The sequence below is a fragment of the Flavobacterium sp. DG1-102-2 genome (assembly GCF_033042555.1).
Taxonomy (GTDB): domain Bacteria; phylum Bacteroidota; class Bacteroidia; order Flavobacteriales; family Flavobacteriaceae; genus Flavobacterium.
In genome coordinates, this window is sequence record NZ_JAWLIK010000013.1 from 23,712 (window position 1) to 36,830 (window position 13,119).

Sequence of the window (13,119 nt, forward strand, 5' to 3'; positions counted from 1 at the left end):
CTCATGTAAATTATGAGGCCATTTTTAGTTTTTATTTTCAAGCAGCGGTACAAACCTGAATTCACCGAATTCATGTTTTTCAAACTGCGTTTCGTTTTTACGTATCAGCATGGTCATAATCTGCGGGTCGTCGCCTACAGGTATTACGAGCCTTCCACCTATTTTAAGCTGCGCCATAAGCGGTTTGGGTATCATCGGCGCACCTGCCGTAACGATAATGCTGTCAAAAGGGGCGTAATTAGGAAGCCCTTTGTAGCCATCGCCAAAAGAAAGATGCTTAGGCCTTATATTGAGCTTAGGCAGCAGCAGCGATGTGGTTTTAAATAATTCATTCTGCCTTTCTACGCTGAATACCTTAGCGCCCATTGCATACAACACAGCCGTTTGATAACCAGACCCTGTTCCTATTTCTAATACCTTATGATCTTTCTCTACTTCAAGCAGCTGCGACTGAAAAGCCACGGTATAAGGCTGAGATATGGTTTGCCCTGCCCCTATAGGAAATGCCTTATCCTGATAGGCATAATCTTCAAAACTTGAATTAAGAAAAAGGTGGCGCGGCACTTTTTTTATCGCCTCAAGAACATTCTTATCGGTAATGCCTTTCTGTTCCAAGACGGCAGAAAGCTGATTGCGAAGTCCTTGATGTTTGGCTGTATCTTTCAATGGTAAGGGAATTTATTTTTGTAAAAATAGCAAACAATACGGTATTCTCAAATCTTAAAATCTTCTTAAAGCATATTTTAAAGATTCAGCAAAATTATAGGCTCTTTTGGCAGATGCTTTTGTTATTTCAAACCAAATAATAGTATTTTTGTTTTTCAAAATTTATACTTATGCTAAAAGTTGGCGTATTAGGTGCCGGTCATCTCGGAAAGATACACCTTAGATTGCTTAACCAATCTGAAAAATATGACCTTGTAGGTTTTTACGATCCTAACAGCGAAAACGCAGATAAAGTAGCCGCTGAATTCGGTTACAAAAAATTTGACACCATACAATCACTTATAGAGGCTGTAGATGTTGTAGACATCGTAACACCTACCCTATCCCACTACGACTGTGCAAAAGATGTTATTCAGGCTGGTAAACACCTGTTCATAGAAAAGCCTATATCTAATACTGTTGAAGAAGCTGATGAGCTTATCGCCCTTAGCAAACAATATAATGTAAAAGGACAGGTAGGCCATGTAGAGCGCTTTAACCCTGCTTTTATAGCGACAAAAGACAAGATCGAAAACCCAATGTTCATAGAAACACACCGCCTGGCAGAGTTTAATCCGCGTGGTACAGATGTTCCTGTGGTACTGGATCTAATGATACATGACATTGATGTTATACTTAGCGTTGTAAAATCTAAGGTAAGCCTTATCAATGCCAGTGGTGTTTCGGTAATCAGCGATACGCCTGATATTGCCAATGCCCGTCTTGAGTTTGAAAATGGCTGTGTGGCAAACCTAACGGCAAGCCGCATCTCTATGAAGAACATGCGCAAATCGCGTTTCTTCCAGAAAGATGCTTATATCTCGGTTGACTTTCTTGACAAGATCTGCGAAGTGGTAAAAATGAAGGATGCACCGGAAGTCCCGGGAGATTTTGACATGATACTGCAAAACGCTGAAGGCATCAAAAAACAGATTTATTTTGACAATCCTGACGTTAACGCAAACAATGCCATACTTGATGAGCTTGAAACATTTGCAGACGCCATTAACAACAATACTACCCCGATTGTAACACTTGAAGATGGTACGGAAGCACTTCGTGTAGCCTATCAGATTATTGATTGCTTTAAGAAGTAATATCAGACAACAAACAAATCCTATATACAAACAACAAATAAAATGAAAAACATTGCAGTAATAGGTGCAGGAACAATGGGTAATGGTATTGCCCACACCTTTGCACAAAACGGCTTTAACGTTAAGCTGATTGACAAGTCTGAGACAACCCTTGATAAAGCAATGGCTACTATTGAAGCTAATCTTGACCGTATGGTTGCTAAAGGCACTATAACTGGGGAAGACAAAGCCAAAACCATTACTAATATCATTACTTATACTGATATTAAAGATGGTGTGGTTAACGCCGACCTTGTTGTGGAAGCGGCTACCGAAAATGTTGAGCTTAAACTGCGCATTTTTAAAGACCTTGACGGTTTTTGCGATGAGAAAACAATTCTTGCTACAAATACCTCTTCTATCTCTATAACACAGATTGCTGCTGTTACTAAAAGGCAGGACAAAGTAATAGGCATGCACTTTATGAATCCTGTGCCCATCATGAAACTGGTGGAGATCATCCGTGGATATAATACATCAGACGAGGTGACTAATGCTATAATGGAACTTTCTGAAAAACTGGGTAAAGTACCTGTAGAGGTTAACGATTACCCTGGTTTTGTAGCAAACCGCATTCTTATGCCGATGATCAACGAAGCTATTGAAACACTTTACAATGGTGTTGCAGGTGTCTACGAAATTGATACGGTTATGAAATTAGGTATGGCACACCCTATGGGTCCGCTTCAGTTAGCCGATTTTATTGGCCTTGATGTTTGTCTTTCTATACTTAATGTAATGCACGACGGATTTAAAAATCCAAAATATGCGCCATGCCCGCTGTTAGTTAATATGGTAATGGCCGGTAAGCTGGGCGTTAAGTCGGGCGAAGGTTTTTACGACTATAAAGAGAGTAAAAAAGCTGAGAAAATTGCAGCAATGTTTACTAAATAATGTACAGGAAGACGGGTTTATAATCCGTCTTTTTTCTATCTTGTAACACTATGGAATCAAACTGGATAAACACTATTTTCTCTATGCCTTTCCTTATCGGAGCAGTCTTTACAATTATGGGACTGATTATGTATTATTTCCCTCCTAAGAAAATTAACGGATTATACGGCTACAGAACAGGATCATCTATGGCTTCTCAGGAAAAATGGGACTTTTCACAGAAATATTCTGCTGCAATGATGGCAAAATGTGGCAGCGGAATGATGCTAATAGGTATCTTGCTAATGATCTTTCCGCAAGAAAAATTTATTGAAACAGCAATAGGTGTGGCAGGAGCAATTGCAGCCTGTATTGTTCTTTTAACACAAACAGAACGCGCCATCATTAAACGATTTGGAAAATAATACATGGCAAAAATAGTTCCTTTTAAAGCAGTACGCCCGGCACGTGACAAAGTAAGCCTCGTAACATCGCGCTCGTATGACGAATACAGTCCCGCCGAACTCGCTTCGCAACTGGACTATAATCCTTTTTCGTTTCTGCATGTGCTTAAACCAGCGTATTTGAATATGCAGAAGATATCTGCAACGACAAGATTTAAATCGGTTGCCACCAAATACAACGAATACAAAGACGAGGAAATCCTGAAAAGAGAAAGTACTCCCGTTTTTTACCTTTATGAAATACAAAGCAAAAACAGGGTATATACCGGTATTATTGCCGGAACATCTATAGACGATTACAAAAATAACATCATCAAAAAACATGAGGATACACTGCCTTATCGTGTAGAATATTTTAAAGATTATCTTCACCTTACAGGCTTTAATACGGAACCCGTACTTATAACCTATCCTGAAAAACCCGAGCTTACAAAATATATAGCCGATAAAAAGCACAAACGTCCGTTATACCTGTTCTCTTCGCTTAACAGGGATAAGCATACGCTGTGGCGCATTAAGGATGAAAGTGAAATACAATGGCTTCAGGAACAATTTAACTCTATTGAAAGCCTCTATATCGCTGATGGGCACCACCGTTCAGCATCTTCAGAAATGCTGTATGATGAAGACAAAGCGACATCGGGCAATGCAAACCTGGATTACTTTATGAGTTTCCTGATTGCAGAAAATGACCTTAAGATATACGAATATAACCGCATTATCCACGACCTGAACGGACTGAGCAAAAAACAGTTCCTTACCGCTTTAAACGCCGACTTTACTGTTGAGAACAAAGCGCAGGAGCTATGGAAACCCGATGCTAAATTCAGTTTTGGGATGTACCTTGACGGTGAATTTTATGCCTTAACGCTAAAGGACACTACATTTGATTCGACCTTAGAAGCGCTGGATGCCCAGATATTATACGAAAAGGTATTGCACCCATTGTTAGGTATTACCGATTTGCGTAATGACAACCGTATAGAATATATTCCCGGAAACAAACCTATCACCCTGATAAAACAGATGATAGATGAAGAGGAATATGAGGTGGGCTTTATGTTGTATCCTGCAAGTATCAATGAAATTAAAGACTTAGCCGATAATAACCTGATAATGCCGCCAAAAAGCACATACATTGAGCCAAAGTTCAGGAGTGGATTGGTAGTATATGAGCTTTAACAAATCATTTGACCGTTAGAATTTGCTTATTCAACCTCAATCAGGAAATTTTTCTAAACGAACTTACAGGCTTAAATTTGCCTTCATTTTTTTTCGAATAAATCGAAAAATCCAATACCTTAATTATGTCAATACAATCTAACCTACTAGAAATAACATCAACACTTCCTGCTCACGTAACTCTTGTTGCAGTTAGCAAAACCAAACCTGTACCCGATCTTATGGAAGCCTACAATGCAGGCCAGCGTATTTTTGGCGAAAACAAGATACAGGAAATGGAAGCCAAACACGCAGAAATGCCAAAGGATATAGAGTGGCACATGATAGGCCACGTGCAAACCAATAAGGTAAAATACATGGCAACGTTTGTAAGCCTTGTACATGGTGTGGACAGCCTCAAACTATTGGCAGAAATAAACAAACAGGCTAAAAAGAACAACCGCGTTATCGACTGCCTGTTGCAGATGCATATTGCCGAAGAAGAAACTAAATTCGGGATGGATGAAAACGAACTGGACGAACTTTTAGCATCGGAAGAATTCAAACAACTCGAAAATATAAAAGTAACCGGACTTATGGGGATGGCTACCTTTACCGAAGACGAAAACCAGATACGTAAAGAATTTACCCATCTTAAAACTGTTTTTGATGTTTTGAGCAGTAAACCCGAAACCCGAAACCTTAAACCCGTAACACTGAGCATGGGTATGAGTGGAGATTACAACATCGCGATTGGCTGCGGAAGTACTATGGTGCGCATTGGCAGCAGTATTTTTGGCCATCGATAAAACAGTTGTTATTCATTGATTAATTTGATGGCTTTGGCTATTGACAATAATTTTAATTTACGTACTTTGTAACTTTAAAACTCAACATAAAACATACGCTTTTTTTGTACGCCATACTCGACATAGAAACTACCGGAGGACAATTTAATGAAGAAGGTATTACCGAGATCGCCATTTACAAATTTGATGGCCACGAAGTTGTAGACCAGTTTATTAGTCTTGTAAACCCCGAAAAACCCATACAGCCTTTTGTTGTAAAGCTAACCGGTATAAACAATGCCATGCTTCGCAGTGCGCCTAAGTTTTATGAAGTGGCAAAACGCATCATAGAAATTACCGAAGGCTGCATTATCGTGGCGCATAATGCCCAGTTTGATTACCGTGTTCTTCGCACAGAGTTTAAAAACCTTGGGTACGATTTTGAAAAACAGACACTCTGCACTGTAGAACTTTCGCAAAAATTATTGCCCGAACAAAAATCGCACAGCCTTGGCAAATTAGTACGCGCATTAGGTATACCTATGAGCGACAGGCACCGCGCTACGGGAGATGCCATGGCTACGGTTCAGTTATTCAGGCTATTGCTATCTAAAGACACCGAAAAAGAAATTTTTACAAGCCTTATAAAGACCGAACAGAAAAAAGGCATTTCGCCTAAGCTGCTTGATTTGGTTGAGGCTATTCCATCAGTTACAGGATTATATTATATATACAAAGAAAGTGGCGACCTTATCTATTTAGGTAAAAGCAGAAATATAAAGAAGAGGGTAAATCAACATTTTACCAGCGCAGCACGAAAGTCTAAAAAACTGCAGCGTGAAGCATTTTCAGTACAATACGAAGAAACCGGAAGCGAACTTATTGCGCTTCTTAAAGAGTGCCAGGAAATAAAGGTAAACAAACCGGTTTATAACCGTGCCATGAAAAAAACCATTTTTCCATGGTCGCTTTATGCCGAAAAAAATGAGTTTGGCTACCTATGCCTAAAGATCCAAAAGACCGATAACCGTAAAAAAGAGATTGTTTCTTTTCCCGGTATCGTGGAAGGAAGAGATGCCCTTTTTGCCATTACCGAAAAATATAAGCTCTGCCAAAAGATAAATGAGATAAGTACGTCTGATAAAGATAGTTGCTTTCCGCTTGAGCTGGGTAATTGCAACGGCGCCTGTATAGGCCACGAAACGCCGGTTGAATATAATGAGCGCGTTATGGAGTTCATTAACAACAATAGCTTTCATAACCAGAGCATGATAATTATAGATAAGGGCCGTACCATAGATGAGCGCAGCGCCGTGCTTATTGAAAAAGGCGAGTATAAGGGCTATGCTTTTTTTAACCTTAACTACCAGGTAAATAATATCGAAATCCTTAAAAACATTCTTGTCCCTATGGAAAACAACAAGGATGCAAAAAAGATCATTCGAAGCTACATTCGTAAAAAGAAAGGCTTAAAAATAGTGCGTCTATAATAGATTGCTTATTTTTGATAAAAGCAAAACCAAACCCCTTGAAAAACGGCATTATAACCGAAGATTTCCGCAAAAAGCTGCATACAATTGTATATGAAGCCGACACGCCCGCAGGCCGTTTTTTTGACCTTGCGCTGCTGGCTGTAATACTTATTAGCGTTGCTGCTGTAATGCTTGAAAGTATAGCTTCCATAAAGATAAAATACGGGCATGCCTTAGCTGTTATAGAATGGATTGTTACAATCTTTTTTACGCTTGAATATATAGCACGAATTATCGCTGTAAAAAAACCTATACATTACATCTTCAGCTTTTATGGTATTGTAGACCTATTGGCTACCATACCTAAATACGTGGGGCTTTTATTTCCGGGAACGGGTGTATTAATAGCTATACGAGCCATACGTCTGCTGCGTATTTTCAGGATACTCAAGCTGGCACATTTCGTTGGTGCTTCTAACCAATTACTTGTAGCCTTAAAATCGAGCCGTGCTAAAATAGCGGTATTCCTGTTTAACGTAATCGTATTGTGCATCATACTCGGTACACTCATGTATATGATAGAAGGGCCTGAAAATGGCTTTACAAGTATCCCCATCAGCATTTACTGGACTGTGGTAACGCTTACTACTGTTGGCTTTGGCGATATAACTCCTGCAACGCCTTTTGGGCAGTTCGTTTCGTCACTCATTATGATACTGGGGTATGGTATTATTGCTGTGCCCACCGGGCTTGTAACAGCCGAACTTATGCGTGATAAGGGCGTAATTAACCTCAATACCCAGGTATGCCCTAATTGCGGTGCCGAAAAACACCGTGACGATGCAAAATTCTGCTATAATTGCGGACATTCACTTGATACCTGATGAACACACATTTACCAAATAAGTACCTTATTACTGTAATAGGCCCTACTGCCATAGGCAAAACAGCCATGGCTATCGAAATTGCCAAACATTATAATTGCGAGATCATATCTGCCGATAGCAGGCAGTTCTTTAAAGAAATGGCTATTGGTACGGCCGTACCTTCTAAAGAGGAACTGGCAGGCGCAAAACATCATTTTATACAACACATAAGCATCTTTAAAGATTACAACGTAGGCGATTTTGAGCGCGATGCCATCGCCAAGCTTGATGCACTTTACCAGAACAATGATTTTGCTGTTATGGTAGGTGGATCTGGACTATATATAGATGCTGTATTAAAAGGTTTTGACGATTTTCCTGACGTTGATATGTCGGTAAGAGAATTGCTTATCGCGAATTATGAAGAGAAAGGTATAGAATATTTGCAACAGGAATTGCAAAGACTTGACCCTATACACTATGAAAACGTAGCAACGGGAAATCCGCAAAGAATGATGCGCGCCCTGGAAGTATGTATCAGTTCCGGAAAACCGTATTCTTCATTCCTGAACATAAAAAAGAACAGCAGGCAATTCATTCCAATAGTTATTGGACTTGAAGCCGAAAGGGAAACCATGTACAGCCGCATCGACCAAAGGGTAAATATTATGGTAAACGAAGGCATTTTAGATGAGGCAAAAGCGTTATATCCAAACAAAAAACTTAATGCACTGCAAACAGTGGGATACCGCGAACTGTTTAGTTACTTTGACGGTGAGATTACGCTCGACTTTGCATTAGAAGAAATAAAAAAGAATACGCGCCGTTTTGCCAAAAGGCAAATGACCTGGTTTAAGCGTAGTGAAACTGCCAGATGGTTTGATTTTAAATCACCGGCAGCAGAAGTTATTAATTATATAGATACACAATCAAATGCCAATATCTGATCAGTTTACATCTGTTTACTCTCACGACTGGGAAATAAATTTTTTACAGTGCAACCCTAACGGATTGCTTAAGCACACTGAGCTTTGCAACCTGCTTCAGCTAACGGCCGGATACCATGCCGAACACGGTGGTCTGAGCTTTACAGATATGCAGGAATTTGACCAGGCATGGGTACTGAGCCGCATGCGTGTTGAAATTGAAGAATTGCCTAAATGGCGTGATATTGTTACGGTAAAGACGTGGATATACGATCTACAGGGTTCGCGTTCTATACGTGCACTGGAAATGTATGTGGGCGATAAGAAAATAGTGGGATCAGTTACTTACTGGGCTGTGTTCAACACCAAACTGAGAAAAGCCGAAGCGCTTGCCCTGCCCCATGAGCATTTTGAAAAATTCCCTGAAAGGGAGGCGACATCAGAATCGTTTAGAAAGGTAAACCTGCAAAGGGAAAGCGCTCTTGCTTTCGAAAAGAAGGTTGTCCTGTCTGACCTTGATATCGTTTTCCATGCAAACAATGTAAAATACCTTGAGTGGTGCCTTGACAGCATAGACCACCGCCCTATCCTGAAACAGCAGCTAAAAAGCTTTGACATGAACTATATGCGCGAACTGATGATGGGCGACGAAATACAGATACATACCGCAGCAGAAGATAAACAAACTTATTTTGTGGTAAGCAAAAACGAAAAACCCAGTTTTGCACTTGAACTGAACTGGAAATAAAAATGCCCCTTAAAAATAAGGGGCATTTTTAGTCTTATTTCTCTTCAGAAACTTTGTTTTTAACAACAAGCCTGAAGCCTTCACCGTGAATGTTCAGTATTTCTACATCCTCATCCGGTTTAAGGTATTTTCTTAGCTTAGCGATGTAAACATCCATACTTCTTGATGTAAAGTAGTTGTCATCTCTCCATATTTTGGTAAGAGCAAGTTCTCTTGGCATCAGGTCATTTTCATGCAGCGCAAGCATTTTTAGAAGTTCGTTTTCTTTTGGCGATAGTTTTATAGGCTCATCGTTATCAAAAGTAAGGAATCTAAGTTTTGAGTTCAGGTGGAATTTACCAATCTGGAATTCAAATTTAGAGTTATCCGTTTTAGTTTCGGATGCTTTTCTCTGAATAATAGCTTTGATTTTCATCAAAAGAACTTCAGAATCAAAAGGTTTGTTCAGATAATCATCTGCACCCACTTTATAACCTTTCAATACATCTTCCTTCATCGATTTGGCAGTAAGGAAAATGATGGGCACTTCCTTATTTTTTTCCCTAATCTCTCTTGCAAGTGTATATCCGTCTTTGTAAGGCATCATGACATCAAGAATACATAAGTCGAAGTTATCTTTCTTGAATTTTTCGAAACCTTCCATTCCGTTTTTAGCTAGTGTAACATCAAAATCGTTGATTAACAAATAGTCTTTAAGTACCGCCCCAAAATTTGGATCGTCTTCAACTAAGAGAATCTTTTTGTTTGCTTCTTCCATATTTTTTTAATTAATTAATGGCATTTTTATTATAAAGGTGCTCCCTTTTCCTTTTTCACTTTCCACGTAAATGTGGCAATTATGGTCGTCTATAATTCGTTTCACGTAAGCCAGCCCTAAGCCATGCCCTTTTACGTTATGTATGTCTCCTGTGTGCTCTCTGTAGAATTTCTCAAAGATCCTTTTCATCGTTACTTTAGACATCCCTAAACCGTGATCTTTGATCTTTATAAGAATAAAGTCTTTCACGTTCTCGGTATGAATATCTATAACGGGTTCTTCAGGAGAATATTTGATGGCATTATCCAGAATATTAACAAGAACATTCGTAAAATGCACATCATTTAGCAACGCCGTTGTTCTTTGTGCATCAAAATGCTTCGTCAGCGTTCCGTTTCTTTTTTCAATAATAAGATGAACATGCTCAATTGCGTCTTCAATCACCTCGTGAATGTCGGCTTGGTCTTTTGTAATATCAAGCTCTCTTTTATCCAGCTTAGAAATCTGCAGCACATTTTCTACCTGTGCATGCATCCTTTTATTCTCGTCCCTTATCATCTGGAGATATCGCTGTACCTTCTCGGGGTCGGTAAATATCTTCGGGTTCTTGATCGCGTCTAATGCAAGGTTAATTGTAGCAATGGGCGTCTTGAACTCATGCGTCATATTGTTTATAAAATCTGTCTTGATCTCAGATATCTGCTTTTGTTTGATAAGCTGGTTAATAGCACTCAAATAAGCAATTATGATAATTAGTGTAAAAATTATAGACAATAACGTTATACTAAAAATCTCCCTGAACAAAAAATTCTCCTTTTTAGGAAAAGTCAATAATAATGCAAATCTGGATCTTCCGTTGTTATCAAAAATTGCATAATCTTCGTGATTATCCGGTATATACTTAAAAGTCTTCGAACCAATACTTGTTGCCAGCTGATTTTTGTAGATGGCAAAATCAAATTCAATATTGATCTTATTTTTACTGAGTTCCTCAGCAATAATATCTCCTAGTTCCTGACTTGTTAGCCACAGTTCTATCGGGTTATATTCTCTAAAATCCCTTAAATAAAGACTGAGCTGGTTTGAACTTATCACACCTTTTGCTTTATCATCAAAATTCCTGCCACTACCCGATTTTAACCTGCCTTTTTTTACAATACCGGAGTCGTCATTATCAAAGTCCTCTTCCCTGTAATCATTTCCGGTTAAATGTTCCGAATAAATAATTTTTGCATCCTTAGTTTTACTGTACTGATAAACACCTAAGAGATCAGCTCTTGTAGGTTCATGACCTGTGCTATCCAGATAATCTTCGGCAATCTTATAAAACTTTTTTTCTGCTTCTTTACCTATACGGTATGATGTTTTTTCAAGCACATGCTGAACATTATACTGAAACTGCTCCCCGCTTGTTTTTAGGGATGAGTTGACCCAATAAAGCTGCACCAGTATTATACCTATCAGCGATAGGCTCATAAAAAACACCAGTAAGCGAAATCTCGTCTTATTCATCGTTACAAAATTAACATTTTAACATTTACAGCAAGGATACATTAACCAAACATTAACAGCAGGCCTTATTTTTCCATTTTATTTAGAATTTTAAGGATTTCTAACGCATGTGCCTTAGCATTTTCCAATTCAATATTTGTAATTATAAAATCGCTTAATTCTTCTTTTTTTTTATCATCCCACTGAGCATTAATACGTTCCAAAACTTTTTCTCTCGTTGTTTTGTCCCTTTCCATGACTCTGCGTATTCTTAGATCAAGAGGTGCTGTAACTAAAATTATTTTATCGCAGTCTATGTAGCTGCCACTTTCAAACAATATTGCTGCCTCTCTTATTACGAATTTTTCATTATTATGCTGCTCCATCCACTTTTGAAAGTGCTCTTTTACCTTGGGGTGAATAATTGCGTTAAGCGTTTTAAGCTTTTCAGGGTCGCTAAAAACTACCGAAGCAAGCTTTGACCTATCAGGCATTTCATTGGTAAATACATTTTTACCAAATGCTTCTCTTACCTCTTTAACAGCGTCTGGAGTATACAAAATTGTTTTAGCCTCATCATCCGCTATATAAAGCGGTATTCCCTGCTCCTTAAAAAAGTTAGCTATAGTTGTTTTACCACTGCCTATACCGCCTGTAAGCCCAATGAGTCTTGCTGCCATTACTTAAAGAATAATTCGGGAAATGCTTTTTTGGGATCTTCTTTTAAGATATGAACCTTTACAAAAGACTGAAGGTATCCGCTGCCATATCCGTAAAATTGTATAAATACTGCTATGACAGATAGTAAACCGATTTTAAAACTTTTGTTTTGTAGTGATGAAATAATCGATACTAAAAGTGTATACATTATATATAGATATGCAAAAAAGTAAACACCAAACAAGGCCAAGATAAGCGAACCGGTCAACCCAAGTATAAATAGTGTAGGAAAAAGAAATGTGATCTTTTTATACTCAGGATGCCATAAATCAAGAATAGGACGGGCTTTACCAAATTTATTTACCTGTTTTTTAAATTTTTCCCAGTCAATCCTGCGTTTATGGTATACATAAGAATCTGTAAACAATGTCGTCTTATACCCCAGCTTCCATAAACGGATAGAAAGATCAGGATCTTCTCCCGGGTGGATATGGCCAAAACCTCCAGATGTTTCAAAAGCGTTTTTAGAGATCCCCATATTAAAGCTCCTTGGCTGGAATTTTTCAATTTTTTCCGATTTTCCTCTTACACCGCCGGTAGTAAGAAACGATGTCATGGAAAAATTAATTGCTTTCTGAACGTCGCTGAACGAGTCAAGTGCAGCATCAGGACCACCAAAACAGTCCACATAATTAAGTGTCAGATTTGTATTTACGCTCTCCATGTAATGCGGCGGAATAATACAATCTGAGTCGAGTATAATAAAATAGTCCCCTTTCGCTATTTTCATTCCGTAATTCCTGGAATCACCCGGCCCGCTATTAGGCTTAAAGTAATACGAAATATTGAGCCTGCCATTGTAACTGTCTACAACATCCTTACAGGTTATGGCTGATCCGTCTTCAATAATAACGATCTCGTAGTCTTCTTTAAACGATTGCAGCGTCAGACTCTGTAAAAGCTCTTCTACTTCGTCTGGCCTGTTAAACACAGGGATTATAAGTGAAAAAAACATCCGGTTTATTTTTTTAACAAAGTTACTCTTTTATAAATAAAAAAGCCACCAAAATTG

Annotated in this window: 14 protein-coding genes; 9 read left to right on the top strand and 5 right to left on the bottom strand. The window is 38.7% G+C overall.

From position 1 onward, the window contains the following. Window positions 1-24 precede the first annotated feature (24 nt). The gene (locus tag R1T16_RS16070; protein WP_317502150.1) at window positions 25-666 is read right to left on the bottom strand and encodes a protein-L-isoaspartate(D-aspartate) O-methyltransferase; all 642 of its coding nucleotides are present in this window, start codon (window positions 664-666) and stop codon (window positions 25-27) included. Window positions 667-836: 170 nt separating this feature from the next. Between R1T16_RS16070 and R1T16_RS16075 the strand changes: the two genes are divergently transcribed. The 9 genes from R1T16_RS16075 to R1T16_RS16115 all read left to right on the top strand — a co-directional run bounded on the left by R1T16_RS16075 (window position 837) and on the right by R1T16_RS16115 (window position 9,139). Next, window positions 837-1,802 carry a Gfo/Idh/MocA family oxidoreductase gene (locus R1T16_RS16075; RefSeq protein ID WP_317502151.1) on the top strand — a complete coding sequence of 322 codons (966 nt, stop codon included), beginning with the start codon at window positions 837-839 and terminating at the stop codon, window positions 1,800-1,802. Window positions 1,803-1,844: 42 nt separating this feature from the next. Then, window positions 1,845-2,735: a 3-hydroxybutyryl-CoA dehydrogenase gene (locus R1T16_RS16080; RefSeq protein WP_317502152.1), complete on the top strand. Its 891-nt coding sequence runs from the start codon at window positions 1,845-1,847 to the stop codon at window positions 2,733-2,735. 50 nt (window positions 2,736-2,785) lie between these two features. Beyond that, a complete protein-coding gene (locus R1T16_RS16085) occupies window positions 2,786-3,139 on the top strand; it encodes an SdpI family protein (protein ID WP_317502153.1) in 354 nt (117 codons plus the stop codon). Window positions 3,140-3,142: 3 nt separating this feature from the next. Beyond that, window positions 3,143-4,360, top strand: a complete 1,218-nt coding sequence (locus tag R1T16_RS16090) for a DUF1015 domain-containing protein (RefSeq protein ID WP_317502154.1) — start codon at window positions 3,143-3,145, stop codon at window positions 4,358-4,360. 125 nt (window positions 4,361-4,485) lie between these two features. Then, window positions 4,486-5,148, top strand: a complete 663-nt coding sequence (locus R1T16_RS16095) for a YggS family pyridoxal phosphate-dependent enzyme (RefSeq protein WP_317502155.1) — start codon at window positions 4,486-4,488, stop codon at window positions 5,146-5,148. Window positions 5,149-5,252: 104 nt separating this feature from the next. Further along, entirely contained in the window at window positions 5,253-6,617 is a 1,365-nt protein-coding gene (locus tag R1T16_RS16100) for an exonuclease domain-containing protein (RefSeq protein ID WP_317502156.1), read from the top strand. A gap of 38 nt (window positions 6,618-6,655) precedes the next feature. Continuing rightward, complete coding sequence (locus R1T16_RS16105; RefSeq protein ID WP_317502157.1) at window positions 6,656-7,483, top strand: ion transporter; 828 nt, start codon at window positions 6,656-6,658, stop codon at window positions 7,481-7,483. Then, complete coding sequence (gene miaA / locus R1T16_RS16110) at window positions 7,483-8,412, top strand: tRNA (adenosine(37)-N6)-dimethylallyltransferase MiaA (RefSeq protein ID WP_317502158.1); 930 nt, start codon at window positions 7,483-7,485, stop codon at window positions 8,410-8,412. The genes R1T16_RS16105 and miaA overlap by 1 nt, the downstream gene beginning before the upstream one ends. Beyond that, window positions 8,399-9,139, top strand: coding sequence for an acyl-[acyl-carrier-protein] thioesterase (locus tag R1T16_RS16115; RefSeq protein ID WP_317502159.1), 741 nt, complete (start codon window positions 8,399-8,401; stop codon window positions 9,137-9,139). Before miaA ends, R1T16_RS16115 begins: the two co-directional genes overlap by 14 nt. Before the next feature lie 34 nt (window positions 9,140-9,173). Here the strand turns inward: R1T16_RS16115 and R1T16_RS16120 are convergent, their stop codons facing one another. From R1T16_RS16120 to R1T16_RS16135, 4 genes are all read right to left on the bottom strand, one after another. Then, window positions 9,174-9,896, bottom strand: coding sequence for a response regulator transcription factor (locus tag R1T16_RS16120; protein WP_317502160.1), 723 nt, complete (start codon window positions 9,894-9,896; stop codon window positions 9,174-9,176). A gap of 6 nt (window positions 9,897-9,902) precedes the next feature. Next, a complete protein-coding gene (locus R1T16_RS16125; RefSeq protein ID WP_317502161.1) occupies window positions 9,903-11,408 on the bottom strand; it encodes a HAMP domain-containing sensor histidine kinase in 1,506 nt (501 codons plus the stop codon). 65 nt (window positions 11,409-11,473) lie between these two features. Next, complete coding sequence (gene coaE / locus R1T16_RS16130) at window positions 11,474-12,067, bottom strand: dephospho-CoA kinase (RefSeq protein WP_317502162.1); 594 nt, start codon at window positions 12,065-12,067, stop codon at window positions 11,474-11,476. Next, window positions 12,067-13,062, bottom strand: a complete 996-nt coding sequence (locus tag R1T16_RS16135; protein WP_317502163.1) for a glycosyltransferase — start codon at window positions 13,060-13,062, stop codon at window positions 12,067-12,069. The genes coaE and R1T16_RS16135 overlap by 1 nt, the downstream gene beginning before the upstream one ends. Window positions 13,063-13,119: the final 57 nt, after the last annotated feature.